The 16,211-nt window shown below is 30.4% G+C and carries 17 protein-coding genes; 6 read left to right on the top strand and 11 right to left on the bottom strand.

What is annotated here, in order from left to right; translation table 11 throughout:
* The first annotated feature begins 17 nt into the window (after positions 1 to 17).
* On the top strand, positions 18 to 1,880 hold the full coding sequence (gene yidC / locus Q0945_RS14675) for a membrane protein insertase YidC (protein ID WP_299435924.1): 1,863 nt from the start codon (positions 18 to 20) through the stop codon (positions 1,878 to 1,880).
* 328 nt (positions 1,881 to 2,208) lie between these two features.
* On the opposite strand, the gene Q0945_RS14670 is transcribed toward yidC, so the two are convergent.
* Positions 2,209 to 4,200, bottom strand: coding sequence for a fasciclin domain-containing protein (locus Q0945_RS14670; RefSeq protein ID WP_299435922.1), 1,992 nt, complete (start codon positions 4,198 to 4,200; stop codon positions 2,209 to 2,211).
* A 232-nt stretch (positions 4,201 to 4,432) separates the two neighbouring features.
* Here Q0945_RS14670 and mnmA point away from each other — a divergent pair, with 232 nt between their 5' ends.
* Complete coding sequence (gene mnmA, locus Q0945_RS14665; RefSeq protein ID WP_299435919.1) at positions 4,433 to 5,623, top strand: tRNA 2-thiouridine(34) synthase MnmA; 1,191 nt, start codon at positions 4,433 to 4,435, stop codon at positions 5,621 to 5,623.
* A 23-nt stretch (positions 5,624 to 5,646) separates the two neighbouring features.
* On the top strand, positions 5,647 to 6,588 hold the full coding sequence (locus Q0945_RS14660; RefSeq protein ID WP_299435916.1) for a nitronate monooxygenase: 942 nt from the start codon (positions 5,647 to 5,649) through the stop codon (positions 6,586 to 6,588).
* Here Q0945_RS14660 and Q0945_RS14655 read toward each other — a convergent pair.
* The 9 genes from Q0945_RS14655 to Q0945_RS14615 form a co-directional block, all read right to left on the bottom strand.
* Positions 6,585 to 7,829, bottom strand: coding sequence for a GAF domain-containing sensor histidine kinase (locus Q0945_RS14655; protein ID WP_299435913.1), 1,245 nt, complete (start codon positions 7,827 to 7,829; stop codon positions 6,585 to 6,587). The genes Q0945_RS14660 and Q0945_RS14655 overlap by 4 nt on opposite strands.
* A 212-nt stretch (positions 7,830 to 8,041) precedes the next feature.
* Positions 8,042 to 9,241: a GAF domain-containing sensor histidine kinase gene (locus Q0945_RS14650; RefSeq protein ID WP_299435910.1), complete on the bottom strand. Its 1,200-nt coding sequence runs from the start codon at positions 9,239 to 9,241 to the stop codon at positions 8,042 to 8,044.
* Between the two features lie 140 nt (positions 9,242 to 9,381).
* Complete coding sequence (gene arsB / locus Q0945_RS14645; RefSeq protein WP_299435907.1) at positions 9,382 to 10,413, bottom strand: ACR3 family arsenite efflux transporter; 1,032 nt, start codon at positions 10,411 to 10,413, stop codon at positions 9,382 to 9,384.
* 2 nt (positions 10,414 to 10,415) lie between these two features.
* Positions 10,416 to 11,027, bottom strand: coding sequence for a protein-tyrosine-phosphatase (locus tag Q0945_RS14640; RefSeq protein WP_299435904.1), 612 nt, complete (start codon positions 11,025 to 11,027; stop codon positions 10,416 to 10,418).
* Between the two features lie 20 nt (positions 11,028 to 11,047).
* Positions 11,048 to 11,518 (bottom strand): DUF6428 family protein, encoded by a 471-nt coding sequence (locus Q0945_RS14635; RefSeq protein WP_299435901.1) that lies wholly within the window; start codon positions 11,516 to 11,518, stop codon positions 11,048 to 11,050.
* Positions 11,519 to 11,565: 47 nt separating this feature from the next.
* Positions 11,566 to 11,898: a metalloregulator ArsR/SmtB family transcription factor gene (locus tag Q0945_RS14630; RefSeq protein ID WP_299435898.1), complete on the bottom strand. Its 333-nt coding sequence runs from the start codon at positions 11,896 to 11,898 to the stop codon at positions 11,566 to 11,568.
* A 74-nt stretch (positions 11,899 to 11,972) separates the two neighbouring features.
* Positions 11,973 to 12,425 carry a MepB family protein gene (locus Q0945_RS14625; RefSeq protein ID WP_299435895.1) on the bottom strand — a complete coding sequence of 151 codons (453 nt, stop codon included), beginning with the start codon at positions 12,423 to 12,425 and terminating at the stop codon, positions 11,973 to 11,975.
* 15 nt (positions 12,426 to 12,440) lie between these two features.
* Positions 12,441 to 13,151 (bottom strand): YafY family protein, encoded by a 711-nt coding sequence (locus tag Q0945_RS14620; RefSeq protein ID WP_299435892.1) that lies wholly within the window; start codon positions 13,149 to 13,151, stop codon positions 12,441 to 12,443.
* Positions 13,152 to 13,203: 52 nt separating this feature from the next.
* Positions 13,204 to 13,578, bottom strand: a complete 375-nt coding sequence (locus Q0945_RS14615) for a VOC family protein (RefSeq protein ID WP_299435889.1) — start codon at positions 13,576 to 13,578, stop codon at positions 13,204 to 13,206.
* Positions 13,579 to 13,723: 145 nt separating this feature from the next.
* Between Q0945_RS14615 and Q0945_RS14610 the strand changes: the two genes are divergently transcribed.
* Both Q0945_RS14610 and Q0945_RS14605 read left to right on the top strand, forming a co-directional pair.
* Complete coding sequence (locus tag Q0945_RS14610) at positions 13,724 to 14,191, top strand: hypothetical protein (protein WP_299435886.1); 468 nt, start codon at positions 13,724 to 13,726, stop codon at positions 14,189 to 14,191.
* Between the two features lie 27 nt (positions 14,192 to 14,218).
* Positions 14,219 to 14,824, top strand: a complete 606-nt coding sequence (locus Q0945_RS14605; protein ID WP_299435883.1) for a trimeric intracellular cation channel family protein — start codon at positions 14,219 to 14,221, stop codon at positions 14,822 to 14,824.
* Positions 14,825 to 14,834: 10 nt separating this feature from the next.
* Here the strand turns inward: Q0945_RS14605 and Q0945_RS14600 are convergent, their stop codons facing one another.
* Positions 14,835 to 15,545, bottom strand: coding sequence for a peptidylprolyl isomerase (locus Q0945_RS14600; RefSeq protein ID WP_299435880.1), 711 nt, complete (start codon positions 15,543 to 15,545; stop codon positions 14,835 to 14,837).
* Between Q0945_RS14600 and Q0945_RS14595 the strand changes: the two genes are divergently transcribed.
* A complete protein-coding gene (locus tag Q0945_RS14595; RefSeq protein ID WP_299435877.1) occupies positions 15,544 to 16,185 on the top strand; it encodes a CoA pyrophosphatase in 642 nt (213 codons plus the stop codon). The two genes, Q0945_RS14600 and Q0945_RS14595, sit on opposite strands and share 2 nt — an antisense overlap.
* The last annotated feature ends 26 nt before the right edge of the window (positions 16,186 to 16,211 follow it).

Below are 16,211 nucleotides of genomic sequence, written 5' to 3'. Positions count from 1 at the left end.
ATAATTAGGTTATCCTTATGGAAGAAAAAAAACTAGATGTAAAATCTATTATTGGCTTTGTGCTTATTTTTGGAATTCTCCTTTTCATGTTTTATCAAAACAAGCCAACTCCAGAAGAGGTAGAGGCTCAGAAAGCCAAACAAGAACTTTTAGAAGCCAAAGAGGCATCAGAAAATCAGAATCCTCAAATAGCAGAGGAAAATAAAACTCCTGTACTAAATTTACAAGATTCTACAGCAGTTGCTAATTATAAAAGTACAATAGGTGCTTTTGGTTATACTTCCCCTTCTGAGGGTATTACAGAAATACAAAATGATTTAGTTTATTTAAAAGTTAGTAATAAAGGCGGTCAAATTATAGAAGCAAAGATGAAAACCTTTGTTACCTATGACTCTATTCCGGTTTATTTGGTAAAAGATGGTAATGCTTCTTTTGGAATAAATTTTTCTACATCAGATAATAGAGTTTTAAATACACAAGATTTATATTTTGAACCTACTTTAACAGAGAATAACGGTAACTCTGTACTTTCTATGAAAGCTAAGGTTTCGGCAAATCAGTTTTTAGAGTATCGTTATGAAATGAAGCAGGGAGATTATTTAATAGATTTTTCTGTAAAATCGCAAGGTTTAAATGGGGTAATTAATACAAGTCAACCTGTAAAATTATCATGGAAACTAAAAGGGATACGTCATTCTAAAAGTATACAATATGAAAACAGATATACTAGGTTAACCTATAATCATGAAGATGGTAAAATAAGTAAACTTTCTGAAAGTAGTGATGATGATGAGAAAGAGGAAGATGTGAAATGGTTATCCTATAGACAGCATTTCTTTAGCTCAATCTTAGCAAATGATAATTCTTTTAAAAGCGCAGACTTAGCTTCTGTAAATTTAGTAGAAGAAGAAAATAAAACAGACAAGTTTACCAAAGAATATAGTTCTGTAGTGCCTTTAGAGATTAAAGGAGGTGAAATTTCTGAAAATTTAAATTGGTATTATGGCCCTACAGATGTAAAAGTTTTATCGGAGTATAAAGAATTAGGCTTAGAGGATTCTATACCTTTTGGGTGGGGTATTTTTGGATGGATAAATAGATATGTATTTACGCCATTTTACTCTTTATTAAGCTCTTTCTTACCTTATGGTATTGCAATTGTTGTTATGACTATTTTAGTTCGTTTGGCAATGTCTCCTGTAACGTATAAATCTTACTTATCGCAAGCCAAAATGAAGGTGCTAAAACCAGAAATTACAGAGCTTGGAGAAAAGTATAAGGACAATGCAATGAAAAAGCAGCAAGAAACTATGAAGCTGTATAATAAAGCAGGAGTAAGCCCTATGAGTGGCTGTATACCAGCATTTATACAAATGCCAATTTTTTATGCATTATTCATGTTTTTTCCAACGTCTTTTGCGCTTAGGCAAAAATCTTTTTTATGGGCAGATGACCTTTCTTCTTTTGATACTATTTTTGAATGGTCGCAGCATATTCCAGTAATATCAACTTTTTATGGCAATCATATTAGTTTATTTCCAATATTAGCATCTATAGCAATATTCTTTTATATGCAAATGACTACTGGGCAAAACATGCCACAACAACCGGGTATGCCTAACATGAAATTTATTATGTATTTAATGCCTTTTATGATGTTGTTTTTCTTTAATAATTATGCCAGTGGATTAAGTTTGTATTATTTTGTATCTAACTTAATTACAATAGGGATTATGTTGGTTATAAAGAAGTTTATTTTAGATGACGCTAAAATTCATGCGCAAATACAAGAAAATAAAACCAAACCTAAAAAGGAAAACAAATTCCAAAAGAAAATGCGCGAAATGATGGAACAAGCAGAAGCGCAGAAAAAGAAATAATAAGACAGTAGAACATAAAAAAGAGGCTCCTATTTTAATAGGAGCCTTTTTTTGTTAAAAGTCTATGGTAAGATTTGGGATTTCAAAGATGCAACCCTTTTAAAGTTTTAAAAAGTATTAGTTGTCAAATAGGTGATTTTGTATGCTAAAGGTTCTTGATATGTTGTTTAACTTTTTTAAGAAAAAAAAATTAAATTATTATAGAAAGTTTTTTCTTACGTTTTTACTTTTTAAACAAAAATAATCCCTCACAAAACTATAGAATAGTAATGAAAAGGGATTCAAAAAGCGAAATAGAAACTATACTTAATTAATATCTCGGGGATTTTTAGTGTCCTAAAGCATCTAATGCTTCTTGCGGTAATAATACTTTGTCTATTATATGAACAATACCATTACTTGTCATAACATCCGCTGTAGTAACATTTGCGTCCGTTGCTGTTTTATCTCTTAATCCTACACCATGGCCAACTAATGCAAAAATTGATTCTCCTTGTATAGGAATTATTTCTTGGTGGTTAGTTAAACTTGAGGATTCTACAGCAGTACCAGAAACAACATGATAGGTAAGTATTTTGGCTAATAAAGCTTTTTCTTCTTCCGTATCAAAATCTGCTAAACTATTATAATTATTGCCTAAAATGTCTAAAAGACTTGCAAAAGCAGCATTAGTTGGAGCAAATACTGTAAATGGCCCATCTCCACTTAGAGTTTCAACTAAACCAGCATCAGCTTGTATAAGAGCTTCCACCAAAAGGCTTAAATCTGAAACACTTTGTGCTGTTCCTACAATATTTGGATTAAGTATATTTAAAACTTCTTGTGGCAACAAAACTTTATCAATGATATGAACAACACCGTTACTAGCAATAGCATCTGCAGCTGTTACTTGTGCGGGAGTATCCGTTGCGTCAGTAATATAAACTCCACCTGTTAAACTAATTGTAATTTTTTCAGATTGTAGAGTTGTAATTTCTTGGTGGTCAAATAAATCGGTAGATAAGGCAGTAGTGTTACCAATTACATGATAGGTAAGTATTTTAACAAGTAAAGTTTTTTCTTCTTCTGTATCAAAATCGCTTACAGCATTATATTCATCTCCTAAGCTTTCTAATAGTGCAACAAAAGCATCATTTGTTGGTGCAAAAACTGTAAATGGCCCATCTCCAGACAAGGTTTCAACTAGACCAGCATCTGCTTGTTGCAAAGTGCTAACAAGAACACTTAAGTCGTTAGTAGCAACAGCTAATTCTACTATTGTTTTTAGATTTAAGCTTGTAACAAAATCTATAGCTGCTTGCGGTAAAAGGACTTTGTCTATGGTGTGTGCTACTCCGTTTGAAGCTATAATATCTGTGCCAGTTATATTTGTATTAACATCAGATGCATCTCCTATAACAAAAGTTCCTTGGTTATCTATAATACTAATAGAGTTGTTTGTGAATGCAGTTCCTACTTCTCCTGCAGTTAAATCTCCTGCTTTTACTGTAGCATTTGGTATTACATGAAAAAGAAGAATGTTTTTTAATAAATTAATTTCTTCTGCAGTGTCAAAATCATCTAAACTATTATAATCATCCCCAAGAACATCTAATAGTGCTACAAAAGCATCATTTGTTGGTGCAAATACAGTGAAAGGGCCTTCGCTAGATAAAGTTTCTACTAAATCAGCTTTTATAACAGCATCTTTTAATAGGGAAAGTGGCTCTGTTTCTATTACAATACTAACTAAGTTACCGGGAGAGTTAATGGCATCAATAACTGCCTGTGGCAAAAGTACTTTATCTATAAGGTGTACAACGCCATTGGTTGCAATTACATCTGCTGCAGTAACAGTAGCTTCTGTCGTTGTTTTATCTTTTATCTTAACTGAAGAGGATTCTAGAGCAATAGTTACATCTTCCTCTTGCAATGTAGTAATCATTTGTCCATCACTTAGATCTGTAGATTTTGCAGCAATATCAGCAATAACATGATATTTAAGAATTTGAGTAAGTAAAGCTTTTTCTTCTTCTGTGTCAAAATCTTCTAAAGAATCAAAATCATCTAAATTTCCTAGTAGAGCAGTAAAAGCGTCATTAGTTGGAGCAAAAACAGTAAAGGTGGCATTTTCATTGGCTAGAGCTTCAACTAAGCCTGCATCGGCCTGTACTAGAGCAGCAACTAAAGAGCTTAGAGATTCTGTTGCTTGTGCTGTTGCAGTAATGTTAAGTTCGGTTGATTTTTCTTCTGTTATATCATCGTTTTTATCACAAGAAAAAAGTGTAATACAAAAACAGGAGAGTAATAAGAAACGCTTCATTTTTAATAGTTTTTCCATGGCTTAAATTTTAATTAATTTGTTTAATTTTTATATTAAATTAATAAACAATAGTTAGTGTTGTGTTTTATAAGTTATTGTATATTAACAATCTATGCTATATGTAAATACATATTTTTTGTTTAACAAATATATAAAAAATTTAAACAAAATATAATTTTTGAAGAGAAATTTGAATTTGAAGCTGCTAACAAGGTAATTTTGTACTTTTGTAGGCTATATAATTTTTAGAATGAAAAAAGTAGTTGTAGGCCTTTCTGGTGGAGTAGATTCAAGTGTTGCTGCATACCTTCTTAAGAAGCAGGGATATGATGTTATAGGCCTTTTTATGAAAAATTGGCATGATGATTCTGTTACAATATCAGAAGAATGCCCATGGTTAGAAGACAGTAATGATGCATTAATAGTTGCGGAGAAGTTAGGAATACCTTTTCAGACAGTAGATTTAAGTAAAGAGTATAAGGAGCGTATTGTAGATTATATGTTTAGAGAGTATGAAATGGGTAGAACACCAAACCCAGATGTACTTTGTAATAGAGAAATTAAGTTTGATGTTTTTATGAAAATAGCAATGCAACTTGGAGCAGACTATGTTGCTACAGGCCATTATTGTAGAAAAGGAACTATAAAAAATGATAATGGTACAGAAACATATCAACTTTTAGCAGGGGAGGATCAAAATAAAGACCAATCTTATTTTTTATGTCAATTATCTCAAGAACAATTATCTAAGACATTGTTTCCTATAGGAGAGTTGCAAAAGCCTGAGGTTAGAGAAATTGCTGCAAAAATGAATTTAATTACAGCGGATAAAAAAGATTCCCAAGGACTATGTTTTATAGGTAAAGTAAGATTACCTGATTTTTTACAACAAAAGTTAAAGCCTAAAAAAGGAATTATTGTAGAAATACCAAATACGCATCCTTTTTATACGCGAAAAGTTACAGGTTTTAATAGTCAGGAAGATAAACTGTATTTTTCTTCAGAAAAGCCAATATATTCTATTTCTGAAGGGAAAAAAGTAGGGGAACACCAGGGAGCACATTATTTTACAAAAGGACAAAGGAAAGGTTTAAATGTAGGAGGAACAAAAGAACCATTATTTGTAATAGATACAGATGTAGAAGAAAATGTAATATATACTGGGCAAGGAAAAAGTCACCCAGGTTTATATAGAAATACTCTTTTTGTATCCAATGAAGAGACACATTGGATAAGGCCAGATTTGTCTTTAAAATCTGGGGAATCTTTAAAAGTTAAAGCCCGAATTAGGTATAGACAAGCTTTAGAAGATGCTACTGTTGTTAAAACTAGAAATGGTTTATACGTAGACTTTAGAGAACCCCAATCTGCAATTACTGAAGGGCAATTTGTAGCTTGGTATGTGGAAGATGAGTTGCTAGGTTCTGGAGTTATAGCATAATTTTAATATGCTTATTTTGGGATATGAAAAATAAAATATTAAAGTTACTTGGAATAGAACATCCTATTATTCAGGGCGGAATGATATGGGCAAGTGGTTGGCGATTAGCATCTGCAGTATCTAATGCAGGTGGTTTAGGAGTTATTGGGGCGGGTAGTATGTATCCTAATGTGTTAAGAGAACACATTCTTAAGTGCCAAGAGGCTACCAATAAACCATTTGCGGTTAATATTCCTATGTTATACCCAGATTTAGAGGAAATAATAAATATAGTAATAGAACTTGGAGTTAAGATTGTAATTACCTCTGCTGGGAATCCTAAAGTTTGGACGTCAAAACTTAAATCTCAAGGTATAATAGTAGTACATGTTGTAAGTAGCTTAAAATTTGCTTTAAAAGCAGAAGAAGCTGGGGTAGATGCTATTGTTGCAGAAGGTTTTGAGGCAGGTGGTCATAATGGAAGGGACGAATCTACTACATTAACATTAATTCCTTTAATTAAGCAACATATAAAAATACCAATTATAGCTGCAGGAGGTATAGCTACCGGAAATGCAATGTTAGCAGTTATGGTTTTAGGGGCAGATGCTGTGCAGATAGGAAGTAGGTTTGTCGCATCTACAGAAGCTTCTTCTCATACGCGTTTTAAAGAAATGGTAGTAAATGCTAAGGAAGGTGATACTAAGTTGACTTTAAAAGAATTAGCTCCTGTTCGTTTATTAAATAATAAGTTTTATCAGGATATTCAAAATGCCTATAAATCTGGTGCTTCAGTTGAGGAACTTAAAAAACTATTAGGAAGGGCAAGAGCCAAAAAAGGAATGTTTGAAGGGAATATGGATGAGGGAGAATTAGAGATAGGGCAAGTATCTGCTTTAATTTCAGATATAAAACCTGCAAAAGAAATTATAGAAGATATGATGCAACAATTTAAGGAGACAAAATCTAAAGTCTCTACATATTAAAGAGCAACTTCTTTTACTAACGGAATATTTGGAATTGTATCTTTTAAAATATTAAAAATGAATTTTGCACCTTTACCTTCTTCTGATTCAACAGAAATTGTTCCTCCTAGTTTTTCAACTATTTTCTTTACGGTAGCTAAACCTATTCCAGTTCCTTGTTGGCCATATTTATCTTTTACACCTACAGTTTTAAAAATTTCAAATATTTTGTCATGTAGGTTAAGAGCTATACCAGGACCATTATCTTGTACATAAAAATGATAATTTTCTTTGCTTTCAGAAACTCCTATTATTATTTCTAAATCGTCTTTATTACCGTATTTTATTGCATTACCTACTAAATTAATTAAAATTTGATCTAGCGCAGTTTTATTAATAGTTATGGTTTTTAAATCAGTTTTTACTAATAAATTTACAGAGCTTTCAAAGGCATATAAAGTTTGTAAGTCTTCTACTATCGTAGTAATATTAACAGTTGTACGTTCTGAGTGTAATAGGGAAGAGGTTTTACTGTAATTTAATAAACCATCAATCAATTTTTTTAATTTATCAGAAGATGTTTTAATATAACCAAGCATTATAGAACCATCTTCCTCTAGTTTGTTCGAATAGCTTTCTATAACTAGTTCAGACATGGAAGAAATATTATTTAATGGAGCCTTTAAATCATGAGCAGTTGTGGAAGCAAAATTTTCTAATTCAGAATTCTTTAAAGCTAATTCTTTATTAGAATTTTCCAATAAGATTTTATTTTTTCTAAGCTCTAAAAGATTCATGACATGTTTAGACAAAGCTGTTAATGAATCTTTTTGCGTTTGAGTTAAAGTTCTTGGTCTATGATCTATAACGCATAGAGTTCCAAGAGGAAGCCCCTTATCATTAGTAAGAGGAACACCTGCATAGAAAATTACATTTGGGTCGTTAATAACTAAAGGGTTGTCTTTAAACCTTTCATCTTCTCTAGCATCTTTTATATTAAAAATTTTGTCCTTAGAATTTATGGCATGAGCGCAAAATGCTAATTCTCTAGGGGTTTCTGTAGCATCTATACCATGTCTAGATTTAAACCATTGTCTGGTTTCATCTAATAGGCTTACTAAAGAGATAGGAGTGCCACAAATTTGAGCAGCAATCTTGGTTAGATTGTCATAGTCTTCTTCAGGAAGCGTGTCTAAAACGTCGTAAGATTTTAAAGCATTTACACGCTCTTTTTCATATAAATGTTCTTTTGGTGCTATCATTACCCTTATTTTTTTAACTATAAAATGTAAGAAATACATTACGTATTAGCATATAACGACAATTTTTAGGATAAAGTATTTTTATAATGTTAATAGAAATAACTCACTTATTTTTAGTCAAATTTTTATAGTATATAGTGCCATCTAACCTTTACAAGAGATTGAGGGGTACTGTGTTAGGATAAGGAAAAAAGTGCTAAATACGAGTAGCTTTATTTTAATATTTTATTAAAACTAAAAACAAATTTACTGCCAATTTCTTTGGTAGATTCTAAGGATATTTCACCATCCATTTGTTGTATTAATTTTTTTACGGTAGCCAAGCCAATACCATGGCCGGAATTTCCATATTTATCTTTGCTTGTTGCTGTTTGAAAAATGTTAAATATTTTTTTTTGTTTACTAGGTGTAATGCCAGGACCGTTATCCTTAACATAAAAATGATATTTTTCTTTATCTTCATTAATACCAATTTTAATTTTAACGGTGTCTTTATCGTTATACTTTATAGCATTGTCTATAAGGTTTTGTAAAATTTGATTTACAGCTGTGTAATTTGTGTTAATGCTTGTTAAGTCAGATTCAATTTTTAAAGAGATAGATTTGTCAATACAAAATAAATCTACTAATTCATTTTGTAAGTTAAGGATGTTAATATTAGAACAACTATTTTTTAAAATCGAAGAATCTTTACTGTAGTCTAAAACGTCATTAATTAACTTTTTTAAGTTATTAGATGAGTTTATAATATGATTTACAATTGTAACTCCTTCTTTTCCTAATTTATCGGTATACATATCAGCCAATATACAAGATAAAGAATATATGTTATTTAGTGGAGATTTTAAATCATGTGCAGCTACATAAGCAAATTTTTCTAGTTCTACATTTTTTTCTTCTAGTTCTTTTTTTATTCTTCTGTTTTTATGGCACTCTAATAAATTCATTGCTTGGTTTGCAAGAACTTTAATTAAGTTAAGTTGTATTTTTGTAAGTTCTCTCGGTATAGTATCTACAACGCAAAGGTTACCAATGGCTATGCCTTTTTTATTAGTTATAGGGTATGAAGCGTAGAAAACTATATTAGGAAAATTAAGTACAAAGGGATTGTTTTTAAAGCGTTTATCTTTAGTAGCATCAGGAATAACAAATACACCATTTTTAAAATCAATTACATGAGTACAAAATGTGTCTGCTCTTGGAGCTTCTGTTACTTCTAACCCATAATTAGATTTTGACCATACTCTATCTTTATCAACAAAGTTTATAAAAGAAATAGGGGTTTCACATATTTCTGCGGCTATTTGGGTAAGACTATCATACTGTACTTCTTTAGGGGTATCTAGTATTTTATATGACCTTAAAGTTTTTAGTCTTTCTTCTTCATTAACATGGTTAGGAGCTGTTATCATTCGTAAACTTTAAGACTTATTAATACTATTTAGATAAGTTTTTTTGTCTTTTCTTATCTTTTTTTTGGAGATAATATGTACAAAGTTATTGTAATAATCTCTTTTAAGTTACAAAAAAATAAATTAAGAAAAAGAATAACTTAGGAGTATACTCTTTTTCTTAATTTATATGCCACTTTTACAAGTAAAATTAATGCAGGAACTTCTATTAAAGGGCCAATAACTCCTGTAAATGCTTGGCCAGAATTTAGACCAAAAACAGCAATTGCAACGGCTATAGCAAGTTCAAAGTTATTACCAGCAGCGGTAAAGGAAATAGCTGCATTTTTAGAATAATTAGCACCAACAAGCTTACTCGCAAAAAAAGCTATACCAAACATTAATACAAAATAAATAACTAACGGTACGGCTATGCGTAACACATCTAAAGGAATTTCTACTATTAATTCTCCTTTTAAAGAAAACATAAGAACTATAGTAAACAATAGAGAAATTAATGTTAATGGGGAAATTGTAGGAATAAACTTTTCTGTATACCATTTTTCTCCTTTAAGTTTTACAAGTAATACTCTACTTAGTATCCCTAATGTAAAAGGTATTCCTAAATATATAGCAACACTTTCTGCTATTGTAGTAATAGATATGTCTACAATAGCACCTTTAAAACCAAAATAGGGAGGAAGTATTGTTATAAATAACCAAGCATAAAAGCTGTAAGCAAAAACTTGGAAAATACTATTTAAAGCAACTAAACCAGCTCCGTATTCACTACTACCTTCTGCTAAATCATTCCAAACTAATACCATGGCAATACACCTTGCTAATCCAATTAGTATAAGGCCAATCATATATTCTGGATAATCTTTTAAAAAAGTAATTGCAAGAAAAAACATTAAAGTAGGGCCTATAACCCAGTTTAATAGTAATGATATAGATAATACCTTAACATCTTTAAATACTTTTGGTAAAAGTTTATAATTAACCTTAGCTAAAGGAGGGTACATCATAAGAATTAGCCCTATTGCTATAGGAACATTTGTAGTTCCTGAACTTGCTGCATTTATATATTTAGGTAATTGTGGAAAAAAATTTCCAAAAGCCACACCTAAAATCATGGCTATAAAAATCCATAATGTTAATTTACTATCAAGAAAGCTTAATTTTTTTGCCATTTTTAATTGATTTTTGAAAATACAAAGTATAATTCTGTTGCTATTTGAATGCTTCTTTCTAGATACTTTTCTTCTTGTTGCGGTGTATTATCAAAAGCTTTTGGATCCTCATAAGTTATAGGAATTCTTTTTTCCGCACCGGCAATAAAAGGGCAGCCTTGATCTGCACTAGAACAGGTTAAAATAGCAGCAAATTTAGAGGTTGGATTAAAACTATCGTCATACTTTTTAGAGAAGCCAATAATTGGGTGGTTGTTGTCTCCATTTTTTATACTGTATACTGGATTTTTTTCGTTAGAGATAGTTTCAATTTTAAAGCCAGAGGTTAATAAGGCTTTTGCAGCCATTGGAAAAAGAGCAGTAGCTTCTGTGCCTCCAGAATAACAAAAAACGTTTTTTATATTAAAATAAGCAGCAATAGTTTGTGCCCAAACTTGAGATAAGTGACTGCGTCTTGAGTTATGCGTGCAAATAAAATTTATTCTAATATCTTCTTCTGCTTCTTTTTTACTTTTTATAAAATCTATTAACGGGCTTACTATTAATTTTCTTTCTTCAGAAATAGTTGCGGTATCTAAAGATTCTATTTGCGTGATTATATCTTTGTATAACATTGAACAAGGTTTTTAAAAATTTAACAACAACCTGAGTTTGGAGCGCAAGAGTTTCCGGTATTCTGTAACTCTTTTAGTTGAATTTTTTGTTTTTTTTCTGGTACGCCACAATTGTCTTTTGCAAGGCAATCTGTTTGTTTCCCAGTTAATAAAAAGCTAGTGCCATCAAAATCTAATCCAAATTTTTCTATAGTTTTTCCTTGATATTCTACTTCAATTTCTAAATCTCCAATATGTAAAATTTTCTCAGAAAGTTCTATAATATGCACTAATTTTTCTGGGTGTAACCTATGGTCATAGTCGTTTGCATTCCATAATTGAAAATTAACTACTTCTTCATTTCTTACTGTGCCACCACAATCAATAAAATTCTTTGTTATTTTACCAACTTCTGTTACATGAAAATGGCTAGGAACTAATTCTCCATTAGGAAGCTTAAATGAAATATTCTCTAATTTGTTTAAATGTTGTTTAATTTCTGATAGTTTCATAGTGTATTGTTTTATTGCAATATTATAATTAATGTGATTAAATTTTTTTAACAACAATCTGTGTTACAATTTATATCTTGATTTAGAAATTCGTTAATTGTAGCTTTCATTGCTGTCCAGTTTTCTTTGTGTATACAATAACATACACTAGTACCTTCTACATTGCCTTTTATAAGGCCAATATTTTTTAATTCTTTTAAATGCTGAGAAATAGTAGGTTGTGCTAGTCCAATAACATCTACTAAGTCGCCACAAATGCAAGAATTAATGGCAAATAAATGTTCTAAAATAGCAACTCTTGCAGGATGCCCAAACACTTTAGCATAAGAAGAAATTAAATTTTGTTTATCCGTAAACATTTCGGATTTGGCTAATCCCATAGTTTGTATTTTATAATATTGCAATATTACGATAAATAAAAATAAAAGCTATTTTTTTATTAAAAAAATAGCTTTTATTTTTCTGTGGCGAGTTCTAAAAAATAGTTAATTTGCCATTTTTGAGTGTTTTTTGCAGTTCTATTTGTTGGACAATCCCAAGAGGGATACAATCTAAACCCTCTTTTTCCATCTTCTTTATCTTTAGAAATTATTTTATGTTGAATTAGTATTTGCTTTGGAAATATGAAAACACCAGTATTTTCTTCTCTTTTGCAAAAAATGATTATAAAATCAAAATTGTCTTTATGGTTAAAAGGGGTGGTTATATTTTTTTTGTTTCTTTTCCATACGGTTACAAACTGGCCAATTTTTTTTGGAGTAACTTTTGCTTTTCTACTTATAACTTTAAAAAAGTTTAAATTATAAGTACATGCTTCATACTCTAAACTTTCTTTTTCAAAAATAAGATTGGTAATATTTAAATTTAATTTAGAAAATAAAGGTATAAGTTTATCTAAATGTTGCATATAAGGGATAGAAAATTATTTGTTTTTTCCATTATTTTTAATCGCATAAGGGTCATTTTGAAAAAAGGTTTTTATACTAAACTTTCGATCTTCAAAAGTTTCCGGTAATATTTTAAAATGTTGTATTCTATCTATACGGAATGCTCTATATTCTATTCGCATATAACACCAAGCAATTAAAATCCATTTATTTTCTGTCGAAAAAATGGCATATGGCTCTATTTTTCTAAAAGAAATATTGTTGTCATTTGCTTTCTTATAATTTATTTCTACGTAATTATAATTTGTAATAGCTAATTGAATTTCAGAAAGAGCATTACTTGCAATGTTTTTCTCTCGAGTATCAAAAACATGTATTTTATCACTAAGGTGTTCGCTTTTTTCTAAAATGGATGATTTAAAAACAGATTTTATTTTAATAAGAGCATCTTTATAATCAGTTACAAAAGAGCTATCATTACTTTTGGTTACTAGGTGTTGTGCAGTTATTAAAGCATTAGCTTCTTTTTCTGTAAATTGTACAGGGGCTATGGTATAACCATCCATTAGGGTATACCCTTTTCCCTCAATAGTAACAACAGGAACGCCAGCATCTATTAGTTTTTTTATATCTCTATAAACTGTTCTAACGGTAATATTGTATTTATTAGACAGTTCTGTTGCAGTTAAAATTCGTTTAGATTTTAAGAGGGTAAGAATGGCTATAAGTCTAGATAGTTGCGTCATTAGAATCAAAGATAGTGAACCATCATTTAGGCTCACTATCTTATTTTTTTAATTATTCCATGGAATGTAAAGCAACTTTATTCCCTTCTGTATCTATAAAATGAGCAATAAAGCCATTTTCGTCAATATCCGTTTTTGGCATAACTATTTTTCCACCTGCTGGTTCAACCTTAGCTAAGGCAACACTTAAATCATCACTACCATTTAAGTATACTAAAGAACCTTCCATAGATGGTTTGTAATCCTCGGCTTTAATAATTGCTCCTCCAACGCAATTGCTTTCTGCATTATAAGAAAAAACACCATAGTTACCAGGCATAGGCATAGGATGGTCTGTAATAGTAGCTCCTAAAATTGTTTCATAAAACTTTTTAGCTCTTTCGTAATTGTCTACAGGAATTTCAAACCAGTTAATTGCATTTGTCATAATTGTTGTTTTTTTAGATTATTGAATTACAAACTTAATTTTAGGGAGTGACACAATGTGTCAGGGGTTAAAAAAATAGTGAGTACTGAAATTGTTTTTTTTGCGTTCTATTTGTTGAAATTATGTTTTCCCCAATTGATAAACTATGAGAGCCTTTTTTTTAGTTGTTTTATTAATCTTGTTTTTTAAAAGCAATGCACAAATTGCAGATAGTAGTAGCCCTAAACATTTTGCTGCAGGAGTAGCTATAGGGGCTGTAGGTGGATATACTGCAAATAAAATATTTAAAGGCAATAGAAAATGGACATGGGCTGGGGCTGTAGGAAGTGCTTTGGCAGCAGGTGTAATTAAAGAAGCTATGGACAAAGCCGGTTATGGTGTTTGGGATAATAGCGATGTAGCTTATACAACCCTTGGTGGTATTGTATCTGGATTAGCATTGGAATTTTTATTAAATTCTAATAGAAGAAGGGGTAGAGGTAAACCATGTAGTTGTTATGCTATTAATTTTAAAAAGCCAAATTTTTCTTCTAATTTAAAAATTACTTATACTAATACAGGCTCTCGTAGTTTGTCTTCTACAATACAAGCACAATATTTTTTAAGTAAATAATATATAAATAAGCACTAGTTTTACACAATGTTTTATTTAGCTATAGATATTTTGGGAACCATAGCTTTTGCTATTTCTGGTGTGCTTATTGCAATGGAGAAAAAACTAGATTTATTTGGAGTTTTTATAATGGGTTTTGTTACTGCTGTTGGTGGTGGCACTGTAAGAGATTTACTAATAGGTAGTGTGCCTGTTACTTGGATTAAAGAGCCTGTTTATATGGTAACAATTGCAGTTACTGTTATTGTTGCTATTTTGTTTGTTAATAAACTTAAATACATTAGAAAATCACTTTTTTTGTTTGATACTATAGGAATAGGTTTTTATACATTAATTGGTATAGAAAAAGGAATATCTGCAGAGCTAACCCCTATAATGTGTATTGCTTTAGGAACTATTACAGCAAGTTTTGGAGGAGTAATTAGAGATATTTTGTGTAATGAAATCCCAGTTATTTTTAGAAAAGAAATATATGCAACAGTTTGTATTTTGGGCGGAACCGTATATTTTTTACTTCTATTAACACCTTTAAAAGCAGATTATGCTTTTGTTGTGTCTATTATTTCAATAATTTCTTTACGAATTTTAGCAGTAAAATATGAAATTTCGTTACCCAATATTTATAGATCATAATAATTTAATATTATTCTATAACTTCAGCTTTTGTAATATAAATGTTAGATGATGGCCAATCTCCTTTACCAACTTTTTGGTTGTTTATTTTATCTACAATATCCATTCCTTGAATAACTTTTCCAAAAGGGGTATATTCTCCGTCTAAGTGGTAAGAACCTGGTTTTGTTACTACTATAAAAAATTCGTATGGAGATGCTAACATATGTGGATTGTTTATTTCGCTACTAGGCATAGAAACTACTCCTCTATGGTGTTTATGTCCTTTCCTGGTGTCTGGAGGTAACAAGTACCTACCAATTTCTTTTCTTTTTTTGGAAGTAGCTAAGTCGTCCGAGTTTCCTCCTTGAATAATAAAGTTTTTTACAACTCTATGAAATTGAGTATTGTTAAAATATCCTTTTTTAGTTAAGTAAATAAAATTAGCTTTATGATAAGGAACGTTTGCGAATAATTGAACTGTAAAACTGCCTAAATTAGTGGTTATCTTTACTTTGTTTTCAGTTAGTGTCTTATTGTAATTAAAGAAGAAATTTATTGCGTTATCTTCTGTAAGTTCAAATTTTTCTTCTTTAGCTTTTATTTTGGAAGAATCAGTAACAACAGAATCTATAACAATTTCTTTCGTAGTATTATTAGTAACATTATTTTTTGATTTCTCATTACATCCTATTAAAAAAAGAAGCAAGGTAAGTAGAGAAATATATTTTTTAGATAACATGGATTATAAAATTTTTAAACAACAAGTTTCAAAAATAAAAGATTTAACTCTTCCAGGAGAATCTTCTCATTATAAAATGATGCCTGCAACAAGGTTAGAGGAGTTAAAAAAAGAGAATTTAGAAAAAAGAGAGCCTAGAAAGGCAGGTGTAATGGCTCTTTTTTATCCAAATTCTAAAGGGCAAACTTTTATCCTTTTAATATTAAGGAAAACTTACAAAGGGGTGCACTCTAACCAAATAGCATTTCCTGGTGGTAAAGAAGAAAAAGAAGATGCTACAATTTTAGATACTGCTTTACGGGAAACCTATGAAGAAGTTGGGGTTCCTGAAGATAAAATTGAAGTAGTAAAACCTATAACCAAAGTATACATACCTCCAAGTAATTTTCAAGTGCAACCTTTTATTGGTTTGTATGAAAACGAGGAGCCTTTTGTTTTACAAGAATCTGAAGTAGAAGAAGTAGTAGAGGTTTCTCTTACAGATTTTATGGATGACACTAAAATAGTGGAAGAAGATTTACGTACTTCTTATGCTAAAATTATTAGGGTACCTGCCTTTAAATTAAATGGTTATGTAGTTTGGGGAGCTACTGCAATGATGCTTTCGGAGATTAAAGAGCTCTTAAAAAAGGTGTTGTAAGAGCTTATTTTGTAATTTTGCTTTCT

Origin of the sequence: uncultured Maribacter sp. (assembly GCF_947500405.1) — a bacterium.
GTDB lineage: Bacteria > Bacteroidota > Bacteroidia > Flavobacteriales > Flavobacteriaceae > Maribacter_B.
The sequence above is the reverse complement of the archived record's forward strand: the minus strand, read 5'-3'. Positions and strand labels throughout refer to the sequence as shown.

Coding starts and splice junctions, on each gene's coding strand:
- yidC (WP_299435924.1), top strand. CDS start 18: ATGGAAGAAAAAAAACTAGATGTAAAATCTATTATTGGCTTTGTGCTT.
- Q0945_RS14670 (WP_299435922.1), bottom strand. CDS start 4,200: ATGGAAAAACTATTAAAAATGAAGCGTTTCTTATTACTCTCCTGTTTT.
- mnmA (WP_299435919.1), top strand. CDS start 4,433: ATGAAAAAAGTAGTTGTAGGCCTTTCTGGTGGAGTAGATTCAAGTGTT.
- Q0945_RS14660 (WP_299435916.1), top strand. CDS start 5,647: ATGAAAAATAAAATATTAAAGTTACTTGGAATAGAACATCCTATTATT.
- Q0945_RS14655 (WP_299435913.1), bottom strand. CDS start 7,829: ATGATAGCACCAAAAGAACATTTATATGAAAAAGAGCGTGTAAATGCT.
- Q0945_RS14650 (WP_299435910.1), bottom strand. CDS start 9,241: ATGATAACAGCTCCTAACCATGTTAATGAAGAAGAAAGACTAAAAACT.
- arsB (WP_299435907.1), bottom strand. CDS start 10,413: ATGGCAAAAAAATTAAGCTTTCTTGATAGTAAATTAACATTATGGATT.
- Q0945_RS14640 (WP_299435904.1), bottom strand. CDS start 11,027: ATGTTATACAAAGATATAATCACGCAAATAGAATCTTTAGATACCGCA.
- Q0945_RS14635 (WP_299435901.1), bottom strand. CDS start 11,518: ATGAAACTATCAGAAATTAAACAACATTTAAACAAATTAGAGAATATT.
- Q0945_RS14630 (WP_299435898.1), bottom strand. CDS start 11,898: ATGGGATTAGCCAAATCCGAAATGTTTACGGATAAACAAAATTTAATT.
- Q0945_RS14625 (WP_299435895.1), bottom strand. CDS start 12,425: ATGCAACATTTAGATAAACTTATACCTTTATTTTCTAAATTAAATTTA.
- Q0945_RS14620 (WP_299435892.1), bottom strand. CDS start 13,151: ATGACGCAACTATCTAGACTTATAGCCATTCTTACCCTCTTAAAATCT.
- Q0945_RS14615 (WP_299435889.1), bottom strand. CDS start 13,578: ATGACAAATGCAATTAACTGGTTTGAAATTCCTGTAGACAATTACGAA.
- Q0945_RS14610 (WP_299435886.1), top strand. CDS start 13,724: ATGAGAGCCTTTTTTTTAGTTGTTTTATTAATCTTGTTTTTTAAAAGC.
- Q0945_RS14605 (WP_299435883.1), top strand. CDS start 14,219: ATGTTTTATTTAGCTATAGATATTTTGGGAACCATAGCTTTTGCTATT.
- Q0945_RS14595 (WP_299435877.1), top strand. CDS start 15,544: ATGGATTATAAAATTTTTAAACAACAAGTTTCAAAAATAAAAGATTTA.
- Q0945_RS14600 (WP_299435880.1), bottom strand. CDS start 15,545: ATGTTATCTAAAAAATATATTTCTCTACTTACCTTGCTTCTTTTTTTA.